Origin of the sequence: Kurthia sp. 11kri321 (assembly GCF_001534765.1) — a bacterium.
Taxonomy (GTDB): domain Bacteria; phylum Bacillota; class Bacilli; order Bacillales_A; family Planococcaceae; genus Kurthia; species Kurthia gibsonii.
Genome location: NZ_CP013217.1, coordinates 396,598 through 423,365, shown reverse-complemented (window position 1 = coordinate 423,365; position 26,768 = coordinate 396,598). Strand labels below are relative to the sequence as shown.

Here is a 26,768-nt window from a genome sequence, read left to right as displayed (position 1 = left end):
GAACCGCGCCACAACACGATTCCAGTTTTTCTTATACTCATATCAAATGGTGTTTTTACACCTATAACCTAAGCTATTGTTTCTATTTATTTAAAATGCCCAATTTCCTTTACGGAAGATTGGTTCAACTGTACCATCTGCCAAAATACCATCAATATCCATCTCGCCGCTACCAATCATGAAATCTTCGTGTGTAATCGATGAGTTAATACCATGTGCGTCTAGTTCAGCCTCAGATAATTCGCTTCCACCTTCATAGCATGTTGGATATGCTGCACCGACAGCTAAATGATTTGAAGCATTCTCATCGAATAATGTATTGTAATATAAAATATTCGATGCAGAAATAGGTGATTCATGCGGTACAAGTGCTACTTCACCAAGATATTTTGAACCTTCATCTGAAGAAATCATCTCTTGTAATAAGTCTTGTCCAATCTCTGCTTCTGCTTTGACAATGACACCATCTTCAAATGCTAGTGTAAATTTATCAATAATATTTCCTTGATATACAAGTGGTTTTGTATTCGATACATAGCCATTCACACCATACTTAGAAGGTAATGTATAGACTTCTTCTGTTGGCATATTCGCTACAAATTCTGTTTTTTCTGGTGTACGACTTGAACCAGTTTGCCAAATATGTTTTTCAGGTAATTCAATCCATAAATCTGTTCCTGGTGCTGTATAGTGTAATTTTGTATAGCGTTTGGCATTTAATAAATCTGCACGTGCATGTAATTTAATCAGATGTTCTTCCCAATTTAGTACTGCATCACCTTCACCAATTCGAACTGTTTTGAAGATGGCCTCCCAAAGTGCTGGGACTTGCTCTTCTTCTGGTAAGTGAGGGAATACTTTTTTCGCCCAAGCTTTTGAAGGAATGGCGATAATTGACCATGCAATTTTGTCGTTCATTACAGCATCACGATAGTTTTCAAGTGCCTTACCTGCTGCTTTTTGATGTGTTGATAATTTATTCACAGGAACACCTGTTAATAAGTCTGGATCAGCTGCATCAATCCACAGTAATGCACCTTTACGCTCGATTAATTCATCGCGTTGTTCTGCAATCCAGCGTGGATATTTTTCAAATTCTTCTTCAGGCGCATAATCAAATAATGCGCGATCAATTGCTTCATCTGAAAAATTAACAGTTACACGTGCTGCCCCTGCTTCATACGCTTTTTTCACAACCATACGTGTAAACTCAACTGTATCTGTTGAAGTATTAATTAAAAGTGTTTGCCCCTTTTGAACGTTTGCGCCTACTTTTACAGCTAATTCTGCAAATTGCGCTAATTTTTCTTCAAAACTCATCTCATCATACCCCTTTATTTACTTATTTTTTCTTGCTTGAAAATTTTCTTCCACCTTGATTATACGGTTTTTTTGAACCATTTGCTTGTTTGGAATCACGATTGCCACCATTACCACCACGACGGTTCTGTTGTTTACGACGTAATTCTTCTGGTTTACGTGAAGCATGTGGATATTCACCCTTACCATCCATCAGCTGTCCACCTTTTAAAATACGTTCAGTCGGACGGTCTTCTAGTTCACGTGTATATTGTTTATATTCTTTTTCTTCGAATGAAGTAAGAAGTGTTAAAACTTCACCACTCTTACCTGCACGACCTGTACGGCCTGAACGGTGTAAATATTGTTCACGGTTATGTGGAACATCCACATGAATCACATGTGATAAGCCCATAATATCTAAACCACGTGCCGCCACATCTGTTGCAATTAGAATACGGATTTTTCCTTTACGGAATGCTTCAAGCGCCTGTTTACGCTCTTCTTTTTTCATCTCTGCATGCAGTACAGCAATCGGTGCATTTAAATATTGTAACTTTGTTTCTTTCATTAGTAATTGGTCTAAGTTATTCACAAATGCAAGACCACGTAACCCTTCAATATGAGATAGTTTACGTAGTAATTCTGTTTTTTCACGTACGCTTACTTTCATATATGAATGAATGACTTTCCCTTGGTCTGGAATGTCTTCTGGACGTACTTTAAAACGCTTCGGTTCAGACATTAGACGTTCGCCTACTAATTCAATCTCATCTGTAATTGTAGCTGATACAAGAGCCACTTGACGGTCATGATTTGCGCCATCAATGAATGATTTCACAATCACACGTGATTCACGTCCAAGTAATTGGTCACCTTCATCTAATACGATGTAACGCAGTTCATGTAATTTTAATTTTTTCGCACGTACTAATTCGTTTAGTCGCCCTGGGGTTCCCACTGCAATTGTTGGTTTTTTCTTCAACTTTTCGATTTGGCGCGCTGTATTTGCACCACCAATTAACGGTACAACTGTAATCGGTGTTCCAGCCGTCCAGTCACGAATAACATCTGTAATTTGCATACAAAGTTCTTGTGACGGTGCAACGATTAACGCCTGTGTATTTTTCTTTGTACCATCTACTTGTTGAAGGATTGGCAAGACATACGCTAATGTTTTTCCTGTTCCTGTTGGCGATTCAGCAATTACGTCATGTCCAGCTAACATCGCTGGAATCATCTCATCTTGAATCGGCATTGTTTTTTCAAATTTCCATTTTGCTTGTAAATCTTCATTTAATTGTGTTAAAAAAGTCATTTTAACGCCACCTTCTTTCATCTTCTTTAATTAAAACATAAATTGTCGCTATGTGAGCATCTGTTTTATACAAAATTCCTACGTTTCCATGAATTCAAGTTGCAAGAAGAAGGAGAAACCACATACATGCTGTGATTCCTCCCTCTCTCTGATGCTTATTTATACATGTTCATATCCACATACTTCAATCGCACGATCTGCTAATGTTACCATCGCATCCACGTAACGTGAATCTTGGTCCAATGCAAAATCACGATTGACAATGGATAATTCAGTGCATCCTAATACAATATAGTCACAGCCCTCTGCAAACATTGCATCTTCAATACGCTGCCACATCTCTCTCGAAATGCTGCGCCCAGCCTTTATATACTCATAAATAATTTCCATTAATACATCTTGTAACGCATCATCTGGAACGATTGGCTCAATCCCTTGTTCGCGTAAAGCATTTTGATATAAATTCGTTGAAAGTGTTCCTTTTGTTCCAAGGACACCTACTTTTTTTGCACCGAGATTTTTCACTTTTTGTGCAGTTTCACGAATCATATGCAAAATCGGTACGGCTGTGTCTTTTGCTAAATCGTCATAAAAATAATGTGCTGTATTACAAGGAATGCAGATTACATCTACACCCATTCCGACTAATTTCCCCGCATCTTGTACCATGACAGGAAGAGGGTTGGGTTTTGTATGATCTAAAATATAAGCTGTACGATCAGGTATTCTCGTATCATTATCAATGATACAATGCATATGCTCTTGGTCTGTCGAAGCTTTCGTTCTTCGGACAATCATCTCCCCTAACAACATCGTTGCTAATGGACCTACACCACCAATAATACCTAATGTTTTCTTAGTCATAGATTAAGACAAGCCCTTCTTATTAAAGTATTTTTTATATTTGCGGTAATAGTTCAGACTGTTTAATGTCAGTTTTGCGTAGCGTGTTACATTCATATCTTCCTTATAGAATAATGAATTCGTTACTTTACCTTCTTTAATGAGTTGACGTGCTTTTGCTTTCAACTCTGGGTTTTGTGCATATTTGAATAATACACCGTTCGGAATAACCGTCCATAAATGCTCATTATCTGCATAGACTAAATCTTGTTTTTTACCAAGCATGTAGTCATCTGCTACATATTGCATTAAGTTATAGCCAGCTGCTGTCACATAGTAACTTGAGCGACCATTTCGTAAGTTAATTTCGAATAATTTATATTTACCATCGCGGTAATCATATTTCATATCGAAGTTGGCAATACCTTCAAAACCGATATCTTCTAGGAAGAACTTCACTTGGTCCATTAACTCTTTGTCATATGTTGTAATAATTGCTGCGTAACTACCGATTCCTTCAGGTGAGTGTTCTTCAAGAATTGGATTACCTAAACACATTAATTTCGCTTTACCATCTGTTCCAATATACGCATTTAATACACGCATATATGAGTCGTCACCAGGAATGAATTCTTGTACAATCATCGCATCTTGGTAAGACGATGAATAGATTGCTTTTAAAATCGCAGTTTTTTCAGCTTCATCTTGTGCAACGAATACTTTTTTCTTACCTGGGAATGAACAAGCCCAGTATTCCACTGAATTCGATGCTTTTAAAATGATTGGATATTGAATATCTGGCGAGAAGTTCTCGTAGTTTTCAGCTGTAACAATATCTGTCTTCGGATAGCTGAAATTATACTTTTCACACATCTCGTAGAAATTCTCTTTTAAGAGAATTTGATCCATTAATTCTTCATTAATGTAAGGCACCGTAAAGTCTTTTACAAGCTCATCTTTATTTTTAATAATGAGTTTTACATAATCATCACCGCAACCCATTAATAATAAATTTTGCCCTGCAAATTTCTTCGCAGTACGTTGCATAATCGCTAAAAAGTCTTCTTTTAGCTTTGGTTCTTCGTAGAAGTCTAAAATACGACTATTTTGTGTTGGTGTTAAATGTGCGCGTCCAATAACGACGGATTTAATTCCATATGCTTCGTAAAAAGCACGTGCCATTCCATAGGCATTCATGTCGGAACCTATTAAAATGGGTAAAAATGATTGCTCTGCCACTTGTTCATCATCTGCCTTATCTTTATTTTTCAAGCACGATTGCTTGTGATTTCATCTCTTTAAAACTTTTAAAAAAGTCTTCTTCATTATGGACGACGTATCCTTTTAATGGATCCATTACAATAACTTTTCCATCTTGATAGCCTGTCACGACAACAACATGTAAATTACGATACATTTCGATGGGATGATCCGTTCCTTTAATCGTCCACCCTTGCTTCATCTGCGGCGGTGTTAAATCAAGTGTCACCCATGTAATGACCGGAATTCCTTTGTTTACTTTATTTAAAATTTGTTCTTTTGAAGCACCTGTCATGTTGCGAACTTTTAATACTTTTTTTGTTTGCTTGATGTAATTTTGTGCTGCTTTTTCAATTACAGGCGCAAAAGCATACATACCGTCTGTTTCGCTTGCAGGGTTACCAGCATATTTCTTCGCTGGATCAGGACCAATCCAAACACCATTTGCTCGTACAAGTGGCTCTTTTGGTAAGTATTTTTTCTCCATGACTTCTTTTGTCACATTGGCTCCGTAAAATTGTAGAACTGCTGTTAATGCTGTAATTTCACACCCATGTGGAAAAACAGGCCTTTGTAAAACAACAGGTACGTTGGCTCCTTTGTGATTACGCACATAGTACGTTTCTAAACGAATATAACTTGTCGATTCTTCTACTTTGACAAGTTGAGCAATCCCTTCGCTCTCACTCTCATAAATAGAAGACGGCGTAAAGAGATACTTCTTACCGTCTTGTAAACCATAGATATCCACTTCTCCATTGGCATCTGCTGTTTTTTCCATAACCAACTCATTTGTATTCGCGTCACGAATGTTCACTTTCATATTAGGGATAGGCGTCCCGCTTCCGAACTCCACAATCAATATTTTAATCGCTTTTTCTGATTGCTCATCTTTTGCAGGAAAAATGCTCGTACATCCACCTAATAATGCACTAAGTAATAAAATGCAAAAGAGGAGCAAAGACAAACTGACTTTACTTCTCTTAAACAATGTCATTAGCTCCCTCAATCAGATTATCCGAAATATTGGTTATACCATACAAGGAATACATAGATTGACCAAATTTTACGTTGGTTTTTCGCTTTTCCTTCATAATGATCTGTTAACAATTGTACAATCGCTTTTTGATCGAAGAATTTCGCTGCTGTATCTGATTCGAATGTTGCTTTAATTTGGTTATAGTATTTTTCCTCTTGCATCCATAGACGAATTGGCACTGGGAAACCAATCTTTTTACGTTTTGCCCACTCTTGTGGTAACGCACGTTCAGATGCTTTACGGAATGCATATTTTGTATTTTCTTCATTGATACGGTAACGTGCAGGTACTTTTGAAGCGACACGCATAATTTCGCGGTCTAAGAATGGTACACGTAGCTCAATTGAATGTGCCATTGACATTTTATCTGCTTTTAATAGAATGTCATCTACTAACCATAAATTTAAGTCTAGTAATTGTTTTTTCGTTAAATCATCTTCGTTTGGATTTTTACGATAAACAGGCATAACGATTTCTTCAACTGTTGGCGCATCTAAGAATTCTGGTTTTAAAATTGCTGCTGATTCATCTTCTTCAAAAATATGTGCTTGTCCGATGAATGTTTTTTCAACAGGTAAGCCACCCTTCATTAAGAAGTGTTTACCGCGTACTTCTGGTAATGCTTCTGCTACTTTACCAATTGGTTTACGGATGAATCCTGGTACTTTTTTATATTTACGCATCGTTGGTGAATCATCATATTCTTCGTAACCACCGAATAATTCATCTGCTCCTTCACCTGAAAGAACAACTGTCACATGTTTACGCGCTAGTTCTGCTAAGAAATAAAGCGGTACGATTGATGGGTTTGAATGTGGTTCATCCATCATGTACTGAATATCACCAATTTTATTGAAGCATTCTTCTGGATCTAATACTTCACTTACGTTTTCAATGCCTAATTCATCAGATAATGCTTTTGCGTTGTCTACTTCTGAGAATTTTTTCGCTGCGAAACCGACTGAGAATGTTTTATCTGGTTTTAAAACAGATGCTACATAACTAGAGTCTACGCCTGAAGATAGGAATGAACCTACTTTTACGGTCTTATCTGAGAATTCGTGTGCCTTAATTGATTCACGTACTGTATCATCAATTTCGCTTACGATTTCATCTAGTGGACGCTCTTCTGGATTGAATTTTGGTTCCCAGTAACGCGTAATTTCAACTTTACCGTTCTCATATGTCATATAATGAGCTGCTGGCATTTTGAATACGCCTTTAAAGAATGTTTCGTTTAACACAGGGAATTGGAATGTTAAGTATGGTTTTAACGCTTTTTCATTTAATGCTTTTTCGAAATGAGGGTGTGGTAAGAAACTTTTGATTTCTGAACCAAACATTAATGTACCGTTCATTTGCGCATAATAAAGTGGTTTAATACCAAACATATCACGTGCCGCAAATAATTTTTTGTTATTTTTATCCCAAATAACGAACGCAAACATACCACGTAGTTTTTGTACTAATTTTGTACCGTATTCTTCATAACCATGAATTAATACTTCACTATCTGTATGTGTTGTAAATGTATGTCCTTTTGCAATTAAGTCTTCACGAATTGATTCAAAATTGTAAATTTCACCGTTGAAAATCAATACAAGTGAACGATCTTCGTTGTAAATTGGTTGGCTACCATGCTCTACGTCAATAATACTTAAACGACGGAAACCAAGTGCCACCTCACCATCTGTATAAGCCCCTGCTGAGTCTGGACCACGATGAATAATTTGGTTCATCATATTTTCTAAAACCACATCTGGGTTTGCTACTTCGCCTACGAATCCTGTAAATCCACACATATATTTATATTCTCCTATCTATTACAATCAATGTCCTATTTCAATCTCTTCATTTTAACATTTTTTCTTGTATTCTTCTCGCTTTTTTTCAATTAACTTACGTGTTTTCTATACTCCTGAACAAGGATATGTAATGGAACTTGATATAGTTGTAAGTCTTTGATTTTATATACGCCAATCGCCATTAGTTGATCGATTACATCATCTTTTAATGTCTGTTTTTGTCGGTCTTGTTGTGTCATACGATCGTACTCCTTCTTCTTCAATGCTACACAATCCATACCCTCTCATCGTTTTTTCAAACGATTAAAGTCATTGAGGTTCTACCACTTGTTCGGTTTCTACGCTAATAGGACCTCAAAAAACGAAAGAAGTTGCATAAATCATGATTTTTCAGAAGAAAAAAGGCGAAATATCGTACGTTCTCATTTTATGCCTAAGTTCCCTTTCACACAACCATTTCCCATCATTTTCTACCAATTGATTTGACGCATTTTATTTTTGTTTGAATAGTTCATTCAGATTATTAAATGCCATCACCATTTTCCCATTCACAAAGCCAATTCCTTCTGGTTCTCGTTTTGTCTGCAGTGCTACTCGTTTTAGATTACCTTTCGCATCAACCACACCATATTGACCATCTGACAAAATATAATAAAGCCCTTTTTCATACGTAAAGCCTTGAACTGGTTTTTTAACTGTTGTTCCAACTAATCCTTTTACAACGATTCTTTTCTTCGTATCCAGTACAGCTTGCTTACCTGTTAATGTAATACGATTGATATGATAACCCTCTGTTACTTTCGATACGACAGAAGCTTCGCGTTCATTATGCATGTAGAGTACGTTCGGGTGAATATTAGATGGCAGTATCCATGACTGCTTCACACGCAATGTTTTTTCATCGATTTTGTACATTTGATAGTTTTTCTTACCTGAAATATCTGCAACGACATAAATTGAACCTTTATAATTAGAAATCGCTTGTCCATGTCCTATCACAAGACGCGTACTTTTCTTTACTAGTTTTCCTGTTGAATAATAGTGATAAATATAGCCATATGTTGTTTTGTCATCTGTCGCATAGCTCACATAAATATCCTTTTTCGCATTGATTGTAAAACCTTGTAGACTACGAATCGCATTTGCCGCAACCTTCCCTGCTGGATCTCGATAAGGATAAAACCAAGTTTTCATCACTTGTTTATTCGAAAAAGTAATGGTGTTTGTTTTAGCTGTTACGTTCTTTTCAAATGCGAACGTAAGGCAACTTAAAAATAAAAGTAGAATAAGTATGTATTTTTTCATGTTGTAGCTCCTAGTTGTTTTTTTATAATATCGACAACATGAATAGAAAATAGATAAAAAAACACCAAAACACAATTGCGTTTTGGTGTCATCATTTATGCTTTTGTATCTTCGCGGTATTGCATTGTCAAACCACGTAAAAAGTTACGGGCGAAACGGTCGCCACAAGCTTTATAGTTACGATGTGTTGGATTACGTAAAATCGCACCTAACTCACCTTTTGATACACTTACGCCACCATCATATAGTGTGTCGAGTACATCTTCACTTGTCATCGATAATGCGATTTTCACTTTTTTAATTAGCATATTATTCGCATGATCTTTCACTGCTTCTACTTTTGGCTTTTCTTGACCTGGCTTCGGCTTTTGTGGTCCACGTTTGAATGTAATTAAGCCATTTAAAAAGGCTTCTAACATGTCATTCGTTACCTCAATATAACCTGCTGGTGGTGCTTCATCTTCTTGCACCTTTTTCAGCATATTTAAGATGTCATCCTTTGTGTACTTCATACCGCCTAAACGGAACATCTCTACTACATCTGTATTTTTAATATCTAACGCATAACGTAGACGAATTAAAATATCGTTATTTGTCATGTTAAACCTCCTACAATCTTTACTTCAATAGTTTAACATTGAACGACGAGAAAGGCGAATGGACATTAGTGTTGTTTACGATTTTGGATTAGTTCATTTAATTCATTAATTTTTCTTTTTGTACTCATATAAATAAAAAACCAAGTGACTAAATAAATAGCGCCTACTTTCCCAATTAATACAAACCAACTTTTCAATTCTGAAGGATTGTACCATCCTGCAAAATAGCCACTAATAGATACACATAAAATTACAAAAAGAAAATGGCTCGTGAATTGATAAAAAAGAGGAATTTTTTCAACTTGAAAAATAGTAGCAGCAAAACCAATTACTGTCCCCATAGTTCCAGAGACCATCATTTGATTAAACAATTCGTGTCCTGCAATTGCTTCATCCACCTGTGAAATACTTAAAGCAACCATAAAATAAGAAATACTTAAGCCGATTAACATACCTAACAAACCATTTTGAATCATTCTCATACCATATTCCCTCCAATACCTAACCTATCTTTTAACTCACGTAAATATTTGCGACTGATTGGGTAACAGACTTCGTTCTCTAAATAAAGATTTGTAGTTCCTAATAAACCAACGCGTATACATTGAATATACTGTAAATTGACTAGAGTAGATTTATTAACTCTGACAAACTCTTTATATAGTAGACTTTCAAACTCATATAACTTCTTTTTAACTTGATAATCTTCTAACTCTGTTTGTACATAGACTTTTCCATCCTCTGTAAAAATAGAAAAAATATCTTCTATTTTTAACATATGCACTTCTTGTTCTCTATAACCCGCTATCATTTTCATCTTAGGTGTTTTTAAAGATTCTACTAACTTTTCTACTTCTTCTGAATAATTAGCTGCATGGATATGCACTTCAATATCTTCAATTTTTTCATCAATTGTTACCACAAACTTCACCACCACTTCCCCCCTTACTATTTCAACAATACCATGTGATGAATCGATTCCTTTATCTTTTACTCTAACAGGTTAATTTTGAATCGTAACTAGTTATATTTCGTAACTATGTTGTATAAAAAAAGAACCTCACAATGGAGATTCTTCTTTCAAAACGTATTTCTCTAACAGATGTTTCGGGATATGACAGTAGTCATCTGGACAACGCGCAAGGCGGTCTTGGTGTTCTTCTGCACTGCGCACATAATTCGTCAGTGGCTTCACTTCTACTGCGATTTTTGCATGGTCCAAACGTGCATCAATGAACGCTCTCGCTTCTTCTAAATGCTTCGCCTCTGTACTATATAATCCTGTACGGTATTTTTCACCAACGTCGATTCCTTGTTTATTGACGCTATACGGATCAATTACTTCGAATAAATATCCCATCAATTGTGTGACTGTCACTACCCGTTCGTCAAATGTAACACGTACACATTCTGCATAACCGTCATATGCACCTTCTAATGTCGAGTTTGTGCCATTTGCACGCCCTGCTTCTGTCTCAACTACACCCGGTAATGTTTTAAAGAAGGCTTGGACACCCCATAGACATCCACCAGCTACATAAACTGTTTCCATCTCACCACAACTCCTCTATGTAAAAAGGCTAGGAAAAGTCCCAGCCACTAAATTATTTTTCTAATGCGATTTGAATATGCGCTAAATGATGTTCTTCATGCCATGCCAACTTCGCCATCTTCGTTGAGACGAGAATCTCACCATTTTGTTCATGGATAAATGAACGATTCAGTTGATCTTCTGTAAGTGTTTGACCTAATGCGATAATACGCCCATTAATTCCTTCTAGCATGCGAATCGAATATTCCACAGGTACTTCTGTATCTGGTGTAATCGCCCATTCTTCTTCTAAAAAGGCTGGAACTGTTGGACAATCATCTGTTAGTGCCAACTTTAGACGTTGATACATATTTAATTGTGAATCTGCAATGTGATGAACTAGTTGACGGACATTCCATGCACCCTCACGATACGTTTTTTCAAGTTCTTCATCACTTAATCCGTCTACAATATTTCGTAAACGATCTGTGTATGTGTCGATTTGTTCAAGCCACCCTTGAACATCTTCAAACATTACTTCTTCTGGTACTTGTAATTGACCAATTGGATATTTTACATCCATGTGCCATCTCTCCTTTTGTAGATAAAACTTCTTTCTCACATCATACCTACTTTTGATTTTGGAGTACAAATTATACGTGCATGAAATCAGAGAAATTTAGAATCAACCAACATTTTTTCGTCTTTTTTTCGATGAAAAACGAACGAAATAACCCTTTTGCACTAAATTAGGCTTGATTTTTTCAAAATAAAAAACTTCGACATGTTGCCATGTCGAAGCCATTTTTGATTAACTCGCAAGCTGTGTTGCCTGTGTTGTACTTCCTTTTTTCAATGTTAACATCATAACGAATGAGATGATGTATAAGCCCGCTAAATAAAGCATCGCCATCTTCATATCGTAATTTTGTAAGATGTAACCGACTAAGATTGGGGAGAAACCACCAACTGCACGACCGAAGTTGAAGATTGTATTCGTCGCTGTACTGCGGATTTCGGTTGGATATAGACCGCCGATTAATGCACCGTATCCTGCAAACATACCATTTGAGAAGAAACCGACGATGGCTCCACCGATTAATACACCGGCACTACCTGTCGCATATGCGTAAATGAACACTGCACACGCTGATGCTAGTAAGAAAATACCGAAAGCACGTTTTGTACCGAAACGGTCTAAGAACTGACCAAATGTTAACATACCGATAATCATGCCGACTGCCGTACTAATCGTCCAAAGTGCTGAACCTGATACCGATAAGCCTTGTGATTGTTGTAACATCGACGGTAACCAAATCATTAAACCGTTATAACCAGCGATTTGTACTGTCGCCATAATCATTAATGCAATCGTTGTAAATGTTGTCTTTGATGAGTTGAATAACTGACCTAATTTATTTTTCTCACGCTTGTTACTTGCTTTTTTCAATTTTTGAGCTTCTAACCACTCTGGTGACTCGTCTAAATTTTTACGTACGATGAAAGCGAAAATAACGGGAACTACGCCTACGAAGAATAGTGCGCGCCAACCTAATGTTGGTAAGATGACTGCACTTAGTAATGCCGCTAAAATAACACCGTACTGCGCGCCGACACTTACATAAGAAGATGCACGACCTTGTTTATTTTTTGGCCAAGCTTCTGCAACAAGCGCCATACCAATACCGTACTCACCACCTGCGCCAAGACCAGCGATGAAGCGGAATAAGTACACTTGTTCAATATTTGTCGCAAGACCTGTTAAAGCTGTTCCTACTGCGAACAGTAGAACTGTATATGTGAAAACTTTGACACGACCATATTTATCAGCTAGTACTCCGAATAGAATACCACCGATTAACATGCCGATGTTTGTGATTGATGAAATCAATCCACCTGTTGCTAAATCAATGTGAAACTCTGCGATAATCATCGTCATCGCAAATGAGATGAACATAATGTCCATACCTTCTAAAGTCAAACCTGCGACCGACGCGACGACGGTCTTTTTACGATAGTCCATTTCAAAATCCTCCAATGTTCTCTAAGATATAACCGAGCTCTTTTATGATGAATGGATGATGAAAAAGACTCCATTCTCCTTTTTGGCCTCACAGGACCACTTTTAAAAGAGTGATGTAACTTTTTAGCACATAAAAATGCCCTTCTCGTCCAAAAGTAGACAAAAAGGGCATGAATAAACAAAGACATCTAAAAATGTAGACAGTTCGCTCTCAAGTTGTTCCCTTTTCAGTCTCTCTGGACTGTTCTTAAAGGTGTGCTATTTCAAATAGTAATTCTAGCAAACTTGAAATCAATGTACAATAAAAATTTTCACTTAAAATGATTTTTTTAAGTCATTAAATCCATCATTTTACAAATCAATCGCTTCGCCGCCTGTCACACCATAAATTTGTCCTGTAATATAACTCCCTTCATCAGAAGCAAATAAGACATATACAGGTGCCAACTCTACAGGTTGCCCTGCACGACCAAGTAATGTATCTTGACCAAACTTTGGAATCGTTCCTTCCAATTGACCATGATCTAATTGAAGTGGTGTCCAGATTGGACCAGGTGCTACACCATTCACACGAATCCCTTTTGGCGCAAAATAACTGGATAAGTTCAAAGTGAAATTCGCAATCGCAGCTTTCGTTCCTGCATAATCCATTAAATGCGTAGAAGGATTAAAAGCTTGTACAGATGTCGTCGTAACAATGGCACTTCCAGGTTCTAAATGTGGTTCAGCCGCTTTCACTGTTTCATACATACTAATAACATTCACTTTATACGTATCTTCTACCTGTTTAATGTGTAAATCCTGCAGGCTCTCTTGTGCAATTTGCTGCGCCGCATTTAATACAAGAATATCGACACCGCCAAATGCCTCGACTGTCTTTTCGACAATCTCAGAAGCAGCCGCATCTTCACGTAAATCATACGGTAGTAAAAGTGCTTTTTGCCCTTCCTGTTCGATAATTTCCTTTACCTCATGCGCATCGGCTTCTTCACCTGGGAAGTATTGAATCGCTACATTCGCACCCTCACGCGCATACGCAATCGCCGCTGCACGACCAATACCCGAATCACCTCCTGTTACGAGTGCATTTCGTCCCTTCAAACGACCATAACCTTTATAAGACGTCTCACCACAATCCGGCATCGGCTTCATCTTTTGCTGTAAAGCAGGCGTATCCTGCTCTTGCTCTGGAAACCCATCATTCGAAAACTTCTTACGTGGATCAATTAAATGTTCGTTCTTCATACTCACTCATCCTCTCCCATTTTATCGGTCAATTTATGCTATACACACCTACATTTTTTCCCTTTTGAAAAAGGATTAAACGAAAGCAAGGCAGATTGAACGATTTTTACTAGAAAAAGACATGAAAAAAACGCCAGAAGAACTAGCCTCTGGCGTGGTGGTAAAAATTAAATGGTGGCATTTCGACGTGCATTTTCTAAGCACTGTACAAATGAATCCCACTACTTTGGGAATTCTTGATGCCCATGCTTGTCAATTCGTTCGAAAGGTGTGTCGATTTGCAGTGACCACATCGTGCCATCGAGGACATGCTCCATGATATATTCGTCTGACCAATTCAGTACGTCAAGCTGTATTAATCGCTTTCGAATACGTTTTAATTCTTTTTCGCTTAATATACCGTGTGTATCAATAGAGGGCTGATTGAAGGGTCTTTTAAAATGAATAGACGATTGAACAAAATCTAATTCATATATATCCTCTCCCGCATCAAAACTACTCACAGATAAACGTAATTTTTGAATGTTTTCATAAGCTAACGCCGTCACTTCTTATTGACTCCATTCATGAGAACAATGGTGGCAAATAAAATTTTCGACTGAATCATGTAGTGGACGTTTATTTTCCACATAACATACTGGGCATTGAACAAATTGCAACATCTAAACTTCCTCCTATACAATATTTCTTTATATTATATATTTCAGGATAGGACAGATGAAGTCCATATAAAAAAACTTGGACCGAAATTTGTCCAAGTTTTTCTCTTACAATTTCAACTTATAACTCTTTAATTTCAAACTGAATAACTTCAGCTGAAATTTGATTTTGTAAATGACGAATTGTAATATTAAGTGCACCACTCAAAATAAATAAAAAAGACCCATTCAATATGAACCTGTATAATTAAAGTTCCTACACCAAAATCAACAGGGGGCCATATTGAATGAGCTATTATCATCTTACCATATCTGAACGTTCGAAAATAGAGGTTTTAAAAGGATTAGGGTATTCTTGTCGTGCCATTGCGCGTCATCTCAACCGTTCTCATACAACGATTTCTCGTGAATTAAAGCGATTGAATGAATGGTCAGCTGAAAAGGCGCAATGGCACGCGGCTGCGCAGAAGAAAAAATGTGGTGCGCGTTCAAAGTGTACCGACAAACTGCGTAAAGTTATCGAAGAAAAACTAAAAGCGACATGGTCTCCTGAACAGATTGTCGGTTCCTTGTTTCAAGGCAAATTATCTTTCAAAACAATTTATCGCTGGCTTTATTCAGGGAAACTTCACGTGACGCTTCAAGTGCTTCGCCAAAAAGGAAAGCGTCAGGCACCACGCGAAACACGTGGGCGTTTCAACGTTGAAACTTCTATTCAGCATCGCCCAAAAGAAGTCAAAACGCGTGAAACGTTTGGCCATTGGGAATTAGATACCGTCGTTTCAGCACGCGGTACGAAAGGATGTATCGCGACATTCGCCGAGCGAAAAACACGTTTCGATGTCGGCATTCAAATACCGAATCGCTCGGCGCAATCGATGAAGTGGGCGATTGAACAGCTCATTTCGCGTTATCCAAGACCATGTTTTCAAACGTTTACGACGGATCGAGGAAAAGAATTTAGCTGTTACGCTGACATCGAAAAACAGTACGGCATCCCAATTTACTTCGCTGATCCTTACGCGCCATGGCAACGTGGCACGAATGAAAATAGTAATGGTCTTTTACGCGAATTTTTCCCAAAACGAATGGATTTGGGACAACTAACACCATCAAAAATAGAAAAAGCACTTTCATTGATCAACAATCGACCAAGAAAGTGCCTCAACTGGAACACCACGCAAGAAGCATTTGAATATCAGGTGGTGCAGTTAATTTGACAATCTATCAACTCGATAGATTTTTCTCGCATTCCAAACTCTCCTGTTCCAAACGTTTTTAAACTTTCTTACGCGCGTATTTGCGTATTTGCGTGATTTCATCCTATATTCTTATATTTTCCTAATATCATATTTTTCTTGGAACATTTGAACAAGTTTTTCACAAACCCTTATACGACATAAGTTAATTGCTGTTCCTAACTATGTAACGAACTTCTTTTTTGTTCCAGGAACATAATATTCTGTTCCAATGTGATGTTTTTGTTCCAAACTCACGCCAACGAATTAGCCGTATTATGAAAGAGCAAGGAATTGTTTCAAAATATACTATTGCACAATATAAATCTCAAAAAGCAAAATGCAATGAATCTGAGATTGATAATGTATTAAATCGAGAATTTGAACGAGAATTTGAACGAGAATTTGAACAAGATGAAACATTGAAGGTCGTTGTTAGTGATTTAACTTATGTTCGTGTTGATTTAAAATGGCATTATACCTGCATTTTAGTTGATTTATATAATCGTGAAATTATTGATTACAGTTCTGGACCGAACAAAACTGCAGCTCTAGTTCAGCGTGCCTTTGCTTCGGTACCATACAATCTAAGCGAGCTCCAATTATTCCATACAGACAGGGGAAATGAATTTAAAAACCAATTAATTGAGGCTGTACTCCAAACGTTTGGAATCGAAAGATTCTTGAGTGAAAAAGGGTCCCCCTATGATAATGCAGTAGCAGAAGCTATGTTTAAAACAATCAAAACAGAATTTATTAATGGTACCAATTTCCCTGACCAACAAGCACTTGATCTTGCACTTTTTGATTATGTCCATTGGTTTAATAATATTAGAATACATGAATCATTAGATTATTTAACACCTACTGAATATAAGTTGATACACTCTAAATAATTTGTACAGTTTAGTATTGATATTCCAGGGTATATTTTATTATGCTTGTAAATAACACTTAGAATGAAGTGTTACTTTATGGAAGAGGAGATATTTTATCTCATTTAAAAAAGGGATATCATGGACACTTTGTTCTATTGTACCATTTTGTACAATTAGTTCATTATAATATATATGATTTAATTGTTGTCTTAAGTATTTATTGTTTTCTTAAGTATTTCTAAAATTTCTTAGGAGTGATATGTATGAATAACGGATATTTCAATAATGATTTTGATTCAATTTTCAGAAGAATATTCCAAGATATGCAAGAATCTGTAAATAGTGGTACTAAAAGATATTATATCAATGGCAAAGAAGTTTCTCCGGAACAATTAGCACAATTACGACAGCAGCAAGGTGGGAATTCTGCTGAGCAAAACGCGCATGCATTTCAACAATCTAATTCTCAAAGACAAAATGATGAAGGTAATTATTTAAATCAAATTGGCCGTAATTTAACACAAGAAGCACGCGATGGTTTATTAGACCCAGTAATTGGTCGTGATAAAGAAATCCAAAAAACTGCTGAAGTCTTAAGTAGACGTACTAAAAACAATCCTATTTTAGTTGGTGAAGCTGGTGTAGGTAAAACGGCTATTGTTGAAGGTTTAGCACAAGCTATAGTTAAAGGCAATGTACCATCATCTATTAAAGATAAAGAAATCATCTCAATAGATATTTCTTCCTTAGAAGCTGGTACACAATATCGTGGTGCTTTTGAAGAAAATATTCAAAAATTAGTTGCAGCGGTTAAAGAAGCGAAAAATATTGTGTTATTCTTTGACGAAATCCATCAAATTATTGGTTCAGGTTCAACTGGCAGTGATTCTGGTAGCAAAGGGCTATCAGATATTATTAAACCTGCATTAAGTCGTGGTGAAATTTCAGTTATTGGTGCAACTACACAAGATGAATATCGGAATAATATTTTAAAAGATGCTGCATTAGCACGTCGTTTTAATGAAGTACTTGTTAATGAACCAAGTGCTGATGACACTTTTAATATTCTAAAGGGTATACGTGAAAAATTTGAAGAACATCACCATGTTGAACTACCAGATGATGTATTAAAAGCTTGTGTAGATTTATCCATTCAATATATTCCTCAACGTTTATTGCCAGATAAAGCTATTGACGTACTAGATATTACTGCAGCTCACTTGTCAGCACAAAGTCCCGCAATAGATAAAGTGGAAATTGAAAAGCGCATTACACAATTACAAGATGATAAAAGTAAAGCCGTGAGTAATGAAGAATATAAAGAAGCTGACAAAATTCAAAAAGAAATTAAAGAACTAGAAGATAAACTAAAAAATAGCAATGTTGCACATAATACTAAAGCTACTGTAAAAGACGTTTTAGATTCAATTGAACGTTTAACTGGTATCCCTGTATCTCAAATGGATGCAAGTGATATCGAAAGATTGAAAAATATTAATAAGCGTTTAAAAGATAAAATTATTGGTCAAGATAGAGCTGTTGATCTTGTCTCTCGTGCAATTCGTCGTAACCGTGCTGGATTTGATGAGGGCAACCGCCCAATTGGTAGCTTCCTTTTCGTAGGTCCTACAGGTGTAGGTAAAACAGAACTTGCAAAGCAGTTAGCAATTGATTTATTCGGTAATAAAGATGCATTAATTCGCTTAGATATGAGTGAATATAGTGATCAAACTGCTGTATCTAAAATGATTGGAACAACTGCTGGTTATGTAGGTTATGATGATAATTCAAACACATTAACAGAGAAAGTTAGACGTAACCCGTACTCAGTTATCTTATTTGATGAAATTGAAAAAGCGCATCCACAAATCTTAACTTTATTACTACAAGTTATGGATGATGGTAACTTAACAGATGGTCAAGGTAATGTCATTAACTTTAAAAACACAATTATTATTTGTACTTCTAATGCTGGCTTTGGTGATGGAAATGAAGAGTTTGATGATATTATGGATGAAATGAAAAAATACTTCCGTCCTGAATTCCTTAACCGTTTCAATGGTATCGTTAAATTCAATCATTTAGGTAAAGATGCATTAAAAGACATTGTGAACTTATTACTAGAAGATGTTCAAAAAACATTAGATAAAAAAGGAATCACAATGGACGTTACACAAGATGTCAAAGATTGGTTAATTGATAAAGGCTACGACGATCAAATGGGTGCGCGTCCGTTACGTCGTGTTGTTGAACAAGAAGTACGCGACAAAATCACAGATTACTACTTAGATCATACAGACGTAAAACATGTAGATATCGTACTTGAAAATGATGAAGTAATAGTTAAAAGTAAATAAACTGTTACACTAAATAAAGAAATTTATATTAAAAAAGAGTTTGGAATATAAATCAAAAACAGCAATAAGATAATTTCGGTTCTTTGTCAAATGACGTTGGTGAGACTATTTAACAGAATAAACGAGTCGGTTTTTCGAGCGAGTTGTGTTTCATTTATGAAACGCAACTCGCTCTTTTCAATTTGAAATGAATGAAGATCCGCTGACGGTAGTTCGTGAAATTACGATACCCATGGCAACACGATTTAAGACTTTAATTTTATTGTGGATGCCTTCAATTCTTCCGTTATTGAATAGATACATAAAACTATTTTCAATGGAACTTAAGTGATGTTTTAATGTGCGTACACTTCTTCTAAAGTCCATCGAAATCGTTTCGTGTAAAGGCTGTTTTAAGAGCGTTTGTAAGGCGTTTATATCTTTGTCTTTCATGGCGTTTAATAGGGATTGATACAGTGTATAGTTGACTTGTAAACGTTCATCATAACTCAATAATGTATCAACAACGGTCCTGTCAGTCGTTTGCCCAAATAACCCAAACGGTTTATAAACGGTGTAGGTCAGGTCTTTTTCGTTTTTTAAAAGTAGTTTCCAATATCTTTTCAGTCGACGATATTTCTTCTGATCTTCGTTGTACCCGCGTCTAAAACCATTCATGACTTGGATTCGCAGTTGATTCATCGAACGACTAATCAATTGAACGAGATGGAATCGGTCGATAATCATCTTCGCTTTTGGAAACAGTTCTTGTATGCGTTTTTCATATCCGGCATTCATATCGATCGTAATGGTTTTCACCGAACAGCGTTCACGATAGCTGTAACGCGTGTAGAAATGGTTCTTAATATGACAACTGAAACGACTCGGTAAAATATCCAAAATCGTGCCGGTTTGGGCATCAATGTATTGAAAAGCCATGCGCCCTCTGGCGTATTTAAATTCATCGAACGACAGGTTTTCCGGGAGTCGATTCGTTGGTTTCAAGCATTCGTTCGCATACGCTTGAATAAAGCGTTGCACAGAAGACACCGAAATCATCGCATCTTGGGCAATCAACGTGATGGATTGCGCTTCGGTCGCTTTCATCGTAACGCGTGCTTTCGTTTGATTGGAAATAAAACAATGGCGATCGACAATAGACGAACGCGCCACGAAAGTACAGGAACAGCTTTTACAAAAGAAGCGCTGTTTTTTGAGTAAAAGGAAGGTACGATGCCCCCCGTGAGTGGCAGCGTGATGCGAGAGGTTTGCGTCCCGTTTTTAATCACAGAAAAGTGTTCATTTTTCATACCACAAACCGCGCAATGGGTAGGTATATAGGTAAGTGTAGCGGAAATAAATTTACATACCTTTCCTCTATCTTGCTTTATTTCCACACATGCATCGGAAAAAGTGATGTTTGGGTCTTGTATATCTAGTAAATTTTTAATATCATGAGTAAGTATGCAAGTGAGTCTCTCCTTTAGTATGGGTTTTAGTCGACTTTTATTCTATCGGGAAACTCACTTGTTTTCTATGGTTTGACATAAAAAATAACGCTAGTGAAGTTCCAGCACCGATCTCATATGAGTTCGGTGCTTTTTTCTTCACCAACGTTATTTATTGTAGAGCCATAATTTCGTATTGAATTTTATCTTATTGCTGTTTTTATAATACCTCACTTTCCAAAGGTAATGGCTCAGCCTTAATCATCGACCGGTACTACTAACTTTCAGAAGTCTTGTCATAAAAAATCGCCTACTTGCTTTAATTTAACAATAACCTCCCTCATAGGAGTTGTCCAATCAAGTGTAGACAATTCAATGCTGCGATAGCCTATCCCTAACTTCCTTAATTCAATAATTTTCTCTTTTTGCTCATTAGTCATTTACATTACCTCCAATCCTTTGATTGGTATCTAGTAATGCGATAGGAATATTGAAAAGTCAAGTTATAATACAATTAGATAGGAAAAATATTAATTTACACCACACCTGATATCCAACTCTCTATAGTCGCTTAAAATAGTTTTAGGAACAGCTTTTCATTTATAAAAAAGAGTTAGTTTCCTTTGTTTTTGTTATCATACTTTATATGCCTACGTTAAAGATCACTTTCAGCTTCAAGCAATGCTTTGATTTGATTCATAAACTGTTTCTTCAAGTAACCACTTACGTCTTTAATACCATTGATTTCCACCTATATTTTATTCTATATTAATTCAGATGTTTATACCAATGAACTTACGCTACTGTTTCTCAATTAAAAAGCATTAGCACACCGGCATGTTGTTGTGCCAGTGTGCTAATGTACTGTCCTTTCATTACTCGATTATGATGCGTTTAGAGGTGTCGACCTGTTCCTTTTTAGGTACCTTAATTGTCAACACACCTTCTTCTAGTTTTGCCTGAACACTTTCTTCATTTGCATCTGCAAGGAATATGCTTCGTGACATCTGAGCATATTTTCTTTCACGATGAATATATTTTTTGTTTTTACCTTCAGAAACTTCTTCTTTTTTCACTGAAATGTTGAGTCTTCCTTCGTTAAGCGTAATCTCTACATCTTCTTTCTTTACTCCTGGAAGCTCTGCTTCAATTGTGTACTCTGGATCATTGTCCTGAATATCAATCTTAAATGTATCTGCCGCTAAACTTCTTTGCAATGGCCAGCTACCTGTAAAAAAGTCATCAATCATGTTGGAAAAATCTTCAAAACCAGTATTCGCTACATCATTTCGCTTTCTGTTGAATGGAATTAATCCTGCCATAATAACCACTCCTTTACTTATTTTCATTCTCATTATTAGCACTCTCTGTCGTTGAGTGCTAACTCTAATTATTATATACACCACTTTTTAAAATCTGTCAATAGTTTTTTATTTTTTCACTAAAAAAAATCGCTCTATATAAAATGAAAAATATATTATTCATTTTATATAGAAAGTCATCCATTCTGTCAACTCAACCCCAAATTCCAGCACTTCCAACACCAACAACAAAAATGATTCCGCCCGTTTATTCACATAAAATAAACGAAGACGAAACCCTATAAACCTTATTACATCAACGCTTTAACTACACTTATTCATCTACTCTTGACATCAACGCTACCACCTCCACATGCGCTGTGTGCGGGAACATGTCGACTGGTTGTACTTCTTTTGTTTTGTAGCCGCCGTCTTCGAGAATTCGAAGGTCGCGGGCTAGTGTTGCTGGGTTGCATGATACATAGACAACCTTCTTCGGCTTTTGTTCTAAGATGGTTGTTAAAAGTGCTTCGTCACAGCCTTTTCGTGGTGGATCTACCATCAGTACATCTGCTGTTTTGCCTTCTTTATACCAGCGAGGAATCACTTCTTCTGCTGGGCCTGCTTCAAAGTATGTGTTCGTAAAGCCATTCAGTGCTGCGTTACGTTTGGCATCTTCAATCGCTTGTGGCACAATCTCAACACCCATCACGGATTTGGCTTGTTTCGCAAGGAATAACGAGATTGTTCCGATACCACAGTACGCATCAATTACGGTCTCATTACCTGTTAAATCTGCGTAAGCTAATGCTTGTTCATACAATACTTCTGTTTGGATTGGGTTCACTTGATAGAATGAGCGTGCTGAAATTTCAAAGCGGACATCTCCAATATAATCCTCAATTACTTCGTCGCCCCATAGAGGTAGTGTTTCGTTACCGAAAATCACATTCGTATCTTGTCCGTTCACATTTTGCATAATTGAGCGTACATTTGGTACAAGTGTACGAATCGTCTCAATGATGGCTTCTTTTTGTGCTAGTTTACGTTTTTTCGTTACGAGTACGACCATCACTTCATCCGTCGTGCGTGCTTTACGAACGACGACATGGCGAAGTAAGCCTTGTTTTGTTTTTTCGTCATAAGGGGTTAAGCCGAGCGCCCATAACTTTGGCTTTAAGCCTTCTAAAATGGCATCTGCTTCAGCTGTTTGAATCAAGCAACGATTCGTATCGACAATCGCATGTGACTTCGTTTTATAAAAACCAGCGACTGGCACTTCTCCCTCTAATCCGAATGGAATTTGTGCTTTATTACGGTAATGCCATGGCTCTGTCATTCCTTTTACAGGGTGCACAGGTACATCGAGCTTACCGATTCGTTTCATCACATTTTCAACCATGTTTTGTTTCCACTTTAGTTGTCCTTCATATGACAGGTGTTGTAGTTGGCAACCACCGCATTGATGAAAAATCGGACAGGGTGCTTCGACACGATCTGGTGATGGTTCGGTGATGTCGATTATTTTCGCAAAACCATAATTTTTCAATGTTTTTAATACATGTACTTCGGCTGTTTCTTCTGGTAAACCACCTTGGATGAATAGCGGGTAACCGTCTACTTTTGCGACACCCGCACCGTCATGCGTTAAATCTTCTATATGAACCGTTAATCGGTCATTCTTCTTTACAGGTACAGTCATTGTTCACATTCGCAATCGAAAATTTATAAAAGCTTATAATGTTACGTCTTTTCGATGTGCGTTCTCCTTTTTAACTTACTTGTATCCAGTGATACAAAACGCCGTAACAAGCGTATGCACAGTTGCTTCATTCAATCTTATTATTGTACCACGAAACAAACAGGCAAAAAAGAAGGAATCGATTGAATCGACTCCCTCTTCCCTATACGAACTATTCTTTTTCATCTCTTGTAGCTGGACCATCCATTTTTGCAATCCAGAAACTGATGATAATCGAAATAACAACAATCACAAATGGTGCATAGAATATTAAAAAGTTTTCCATTTGGAACACACTCCTTTAAGCGTGATGATCTTCTTTACCTTCTGCATAGTTCTTATTGAAGACAAATAGTTTTAAAATTAACCACATGGCTGGTACAAGTAAACACAGACCTAAAATGAATGTAACAACGAGCGCAATCGCCATCGTTTGATTTGTGAATGAATCATATAGCGTTAAATGTGGATACATCAAGTATGGGTAATGACTAATACCGTATGCGAAGAACGCAAGTAGGAATTGCCCGATTACTAATCCAATTGCTAAGCCAAACTTCATCTTTTTGAATAATAGATAGATTGTACCAATGAACATGAGCGCTGATAGTGCGAGTAGATACCATAGGTCTACCATACGATCATAGTGTTCTGGATTATGGCTTTTTAATTCAACCATAATACCGATTACTGAGATGACTAATGGAATTGCCCAAATTAACGCATATTTGCGTAGTAAGTCACGCGCTGCCATATCTTTTGCTTCATTCGCATACCATGTTAGGAACGTTGCGGAGATATACAGACAAGCAGAGATGGAGAGAATAACGATACTCCACGTTAATGGGCTTGTGAATAATGCTTTGTAATTCAATTCAGGTTGTCCATTTACAATATCAACAAATCCACCTTCTGAAATTGTTAATACGATTGATAGTGCGGCTGGCATTAAGACACCTGCAATACCGTACATCGTTGCATATCCTTTATGTCCTCTTGCACCGTATGCTTCAAATGCGTAATACGAACCACGAATACATAAAAGAATTAAGATGATACTTCCTGGAATCAACATCGGTTGACCGAAGTAAACAGCTGTTTTCGGGAAGAATCCGATAATTCCAACGAAGAAGAATACGAAGAATACATTCGTTACTTCCCATACTGGTGATAAATAGCGTTGGATGATTTTAGACAGGATGTGTTGCTTCCCCGTCATAATTCCATGTGCGTTGAAGAATCCTGCACCGAAGTCAATTGAACCAACAAGGATATAACCGAATAGGAAGATCCAAAGTACCGTAATCCCTAAAATTTCGATGTTCATTTCGAATCCCCGCCTTCCATTTTACGATCCGCTAATTCACGTTCTACAGGGTTTGATTTAAACATTCTAACTAATACGACCACACTACCGATTCCAAGAATGACATATAGAATACCGAATAGAATAGCCATTAAGCCGACGTTTCCGCTCGTTGTTGCGGCATCTGCGACTTTCATATACTTCACAAGAATCCACGGCTGACGTCCAACTTCTGCTAACCACCATCCTGCTTCAATTGCTAGGAATGTTAGTGGTCCACCAAGTACGATGAGCCAGCGGAACCATTTTGAATCAACGAATAACCATTTTCTAATTTTCGCAATGACATACACTAAACTTAATAGAATCATGAATACGCCAATTGTTACCATGAAGTCGAATAGATAGTGAATGTAAAGCGGTGGTGTTTCATCTTTCGGGAATGCATTTAGACCTGTTACTTCTGCGTTAAAGTTATTATGTGCAAGGAAACTTAACATTTTTGGAATACGAATTTCATACTTAATTTGCTCTGTTTCTTCATTTAGCACCCCAAAGAGTATGAGGTCGGCATCTTTTTCTGTTTCAAAATGCCATTCTGCTGCTGCTAATTTTTCTGGTTGGTATTCTGCTAAATATTTTGCTGAGAAGTCCCCGACAATGGCTGTTGCAATAGAGAATACTAAACCAATCTTCATAAATAAGAAAAGTGATTTCTTATAATAAGCATGTCTTGAACCGCGAATCATGCGATACGCTGCAATCGCTGCAAGTAAGAACGCTGATGTCATAAAGGCTGATACAAGTACATGCCCTACTTTTGTAGGCATAGATGGTGAGAACATCGCTACAATCGGTTGAATATTAGTTAACTGACCATCCTGAATATCAAACCCTTGAGGTGAGTTCATGAATGCATTTACGATTGTAATGAATACTGCTGACATTGCTGAACCAACTGCTACTGGAATTAATAATAAGAAATGTTTTTTCTGATTCTCAAATCGATCCCATGTGTACAAGTAAATTCCTAAGAAAATTGCTTCAAAGAAGAACGCAAATGTTTCCATGAAGAGTGGTAACGCAATAACATTACCTGCTACTTCCATAAAACTTGGCCATAAGAGTGATAGTTGTAAACCGAATGCGGTACCTGTTACAACCCCAACTGCTACGGTAATTACATAGCCTCGCGCAATACGTCGTGCGAGTAAAATATAGTGTTCGTCGTTCTTTTTAATCCCAAGCCACTGTGCAATCATAATCATTAAGGGTACTCCGACACCGATTGTTGCATAGATAATGTGGAATGTTAACGTGAATTCTGTTAACAGACGACTGAAAAATACTGAACTTTCATTCACCATGTTGCTTAGCCTCCTTAGCTAAAAAATGTAACTAACTACAATTGATATGAGCATAATAATTGCTGCAATGCCACAAGTCCAAATTAGAATCCGTTCTTGCTTTTTGTACATAGGCTTCTCCCCTTCATACGCTTATTATACCCCTCTAAAACAGCTTTAAATCGCTAATTCTTGACAGAAATGCTACGTATTCATGTGAAAAGTGTGAGGAAAAATTGCCATTCATG

The 26,768-nt window shown here is 37.0% G+C and carries 24 protein-coding genes and 2 pseudogenes; 3 read left to right on the top strand and 23 right to left on the bottom strand.

Annotated features, from left to right (window positions below; all coding sequences use genetic code 11):
- Positions 1–90 precede the first annotated feature (90 nt).
- The 16 genes from ASO14_RS02180 to ASO14_RS02110 form a co-directional block, all read right to left on the bottom strand.
- On the bottom strand, positions 91–1,320 hold the full coding sequence (locus ASO14_RS02180; protein ID WP_068450847.1) for an aminopeptidase: 1,230 nt from the start codon (positions 1,318–1,320) through the stop codon (positions 91–93).
- Positions 1,321–1,342: 22 nt separating this feature from the next.
- Positions 1,343–2,617 (bottom strand): DEAD/DEAH box helicase, encoded by a 1,275-nt coding sequence (locus tag ASO14_RS02175; RefSeq protein WP_082701349.1) that lies wholly within the window; start codon positions 2,615–2,617, stop codon positions 1,343–1,345.
- Positions 2,618–2,776: 159 nt separating this feature from the next.
- Positions 2,777–3,481: a cysteate racemase gene (locus tag ASO14_RS02170; RefSeq protein ID WP_068450845.1), complete on the bottom strand. Its 705-nt coding sequence runs from the start codon at positions 3,479–3,481 to the stop codon at positions 2,777–2,779.
- Between the two features lie 3 nt (positions 3,482–3,484).
- A complete protein-coding gene (locus ASO14_RS02165) occupies positions 3,485–4,657 on the bottom strand; it encodes a carboxylate--amine ligase (protein WP_068457215.1) in 1,173 nt (390 codons plus the stop codon).
- A 64-nt stretch (positions 4,658–4,721) separates the two neighbouring features.
- On the bottom strand, positions 4,722–5,543 hold the full coding sequence (locus ASO14_RS02160) for a C39 family peptidase (RefSeq protein ID WP_197409934.1): 822 nt from the start codon (positions 5,541–5,543) through the stop codon (positions 4,722–4,724).
- Between the two features lie 191 nt (positions 5,544–5,734).
- Positions 5,735–7,561 carry an asparagine synthase (glutamine-hydrolyzing) gene (gene asnB / locus ASO14_RS02155; RefSeq protein ID WP_068450840.1) on the bottom strand — a complete coding sequence of 609 codons (1,827 nt, stop codon included), beginning with the start codon at positions 7,559–7,561 and terminating at the stop codon, positions 5,735–5,737.
- A gap of 92 nt (positions 7,562–7,653) precedes the next feature.
- On the bottom strand, positions 7,654–7,803 hold the full coding sequence (gene fbpA, locus ASO14_RS14940) for a Fur-regulated basic protein FbpA (RefSeq protein WP_121177588.1): 150 nt from the start codon (positions 7,801–7,803) through the stop codon (positions 7,654–7,656).
- Positions 7,804–8,056: 253 nt separating this feature from the next.
- Positions 8,057–8,869, bottom strand: a complete 813-nt coding sequence (locus tag ASO14_RS02150) for a hypothetical protein (protein ID WP_068450839.1) — start codon at positions 8,867–8,869, stop codon at positions 8,057–8,059.
- Positions 8,870–8,964: 95 nt separating this feature from the next.
- A complete protein-coding gene (locus ASO14_RS02145; RefSeq protein ID WP_068450836.1) occupies positions 8,965–9,468 on the bottom strand; it encodes a YehS family protein in 504 nt (167 codons plus the stop codon).
- Between the two features lie 65 nt (positions 9,469–9,533).
- Entirely contained in the window at positions 9,534–9,950 is a 417-nt protein-coding gene (locus ASO14_RS02140) for a DUF3021 domain-containing protein (protein WP_068450833.1), read from the bottom strand.
- Entirely contained in the window at positions 9,947–10,399 is a 453-nt protein-coding gene (locus tag ASO14_RS02135; RefSeq protein ID WP_068457210.1) for a LytTR family DNA-binding domain-containing protein, read from the bottom strand. Before ASO14_RS02135 ends, ASO14_RS02140 begins: the two co-directional genes overlap by 4 nt.
- Before the next feature lie 129 nt (positions 10,400–10,528).
- Positions 10,529–11,020, bottom strand: coding sequence for a peptide-methionine (S)-S-oxide reductase (locus tag ASO14_RS02130; protein ID WP_068450830.1), 492 nt, complete (start codon positions 11,018–11,020; stop codon positions 10,529–10,531).
- Positions 11,021–11,072: 52 nt separating this feature from the next.
- Entirely contained in the window at positions 11,073–11,582 is a 510-nt protein-coding gene (locus tag ASO14_RS02125) for a YfiT family bacillithiol transferase (protein ID WP_068450827.1), read from the bottom strand.
- A gap of 228 nt (positions 11,583–11,810) precedes the next feature.
- Complete coding sequence (locus ASO14_RS02120; RefSeq protein WP_068450826.1) at positions 11,811–13,022, bottom strand: MFS transporter; 1,212 nt, start codon at positions 13,020–13,022, stop codon at positions 11,811–11,813.
- A gap of 351 nt (positions 13,023–13,373) precedes the next feature.
- Positions 13,374–14,267, bottom strand: coding sequence for an SDR family oxidoreductase (locus tag ASO14_RS02115; protein WP_068450823.1), 894 nt, complete (start codon positions 14,265–14,267; stop codon positions 13,374–13,376).
- Between the two features lie 221 nt (positions 14,268–14,488).
- On the bottom strand, positions 14,489–14,815 hold the full coding sequence (locus ASO14_RS02110) for a hypothetical protein (RefSeq protein ID WP_068450820.1): 327 nt from the start codon (positions 14,813–14,815) through the stop codon (positions 14,489–14,491).
- Between the two features lie 398 nt (positions 14,816–15,213).
- Between ASO14_RS02110 and ASO14_RS02105 the strand changes: the two genes are divergently transcribed.
- The 3 genes and pseudogenes from ASO14_RS02105 (at position 15,214) to ASO14_RS02095 (ending at position 19,399) form a co-directional block, all read left to right on the top strand.
- Positions 15,214–16,146, top strand: a complete 933-nt coding sequence (locus tag ASO14_RS02105) for an IS30 family transposase (RefSeq protein WP_068450819.1) — start codon at positions 15,214–15,216, stop codon at positions 16,144–16,146.
- A 272-nt stretch (positions 16,147–16,418) separates the two neighbouring features.
- Positions 16,419–17,060, top strand: a pseudogene (locus ASO14_RS02100) (IS3 family transposase); the annotation flags it as partial.
- 245 nt (positions 17,061–17,305) lie between these two features.
- Positions 17,306–19,399: an AAA family ATPase gene (locus ASO14_RS02095; RefSeq protein WP_068450814.1), complete on the top strand. Its 2,094-nt coding sequence runs from the start codon at positions 17,306–17,308 to the stop codon at positions 19,397–19,399.
- Between the two features lie 177 nt (positions 19,400–19,576).
- Here the strand turns inward: ASO14_RS02095 and ASO14_RS02090 are convergent.
- The 7 genes and pseudogenes from ASO14_RS02090 to ASO14_RS02070 all read right to left on the bottom strand — a co-directional run.
- Positions 19,577–20,560 (bottom strand): annotated as a pseudogene (locus tag ASO14_RS02090) (ISL3 family transposase); the annotation flags it as partial.
- A 562-nt stretch (positions 20,561–21,122) separates the two neighbouring features.
- A complete protein-coding gene (locus tag ASO14_RS14935; protein ID WP_156422325.1) occupies positions 21,123–21,266 on the bottom strand; it encodes a hypothetical protein in 144 nt (47 codons plus the stop codon).
- Positions 21,267–21,701: 435 nt separating this feature from the next.
- Positions 21,702–22,148: an Hsp20/alpha crystallin family protein gene (locus ASO14_RS02085; protein WP_068450811.1), complete on the bottom strand. Its 447-nt coding sequence runs from the start codon at positions 22,146–22,148 to the stop codon at positions 21,702–21,704.
- Positions 22,149–22,461: 313 nt separating this feature from the next.
- Entirely contained in the window at positions 22,462–23,829 is a 1,368-nt protein-coding gene (rlmD, locus tag ASO14_RS02080; RefSeq protein WP_068450808.1) for a 23S rRNA (uracil(1939)-C(5))-methyltransferase RlmD, read from the bottom strand.
- A 211-nt stretch (positions 23,830–24,040) separates the two neighbouring features.
- The gene (gene cydS / locus ASO14_RS15305; protein ID WP_442911255.1) at positions 24,041–24,154 is read right to left on the bottom strand and encodes a cytochrome bd oxidase small subunit CydS family protein; all 114 of its coding nucleotides are present in this window, start codon (positions 24,152–24,154) and stop codon (positions 24,041–24,043) included.
- Between the two features lie 15 nt (positions 24,155–24,169).
- Complete coding sequence (locus ASO14_RS02075; protein ID WP_068450806.1) at positions 24,170–25,195, bottom strand: cytochrome d ubiquinol oxidase subunit II; 1,026 nt, start codon at positions 25,193–25,195, stop codon at positions 24,170–24,172.
- Positions 25,192–26,541: a cytochrome ubiquinol oxidase subunit I gene (locus ASO14_RS02070; RefSeq protein WP_068450804.1), complete on the bottom strand. Its 1,350-nt coding sequence runs from the start codon at positions 26,539–26,541 to the stop codon at positions 25,192–25,194. Before ASO14_RS02070 ends, ASO14_RS02075 begins: the two co-directional genes overlap by 4 nt.
- Positions 26,542–26,768 lie beyond the last annotated feature (227 nt).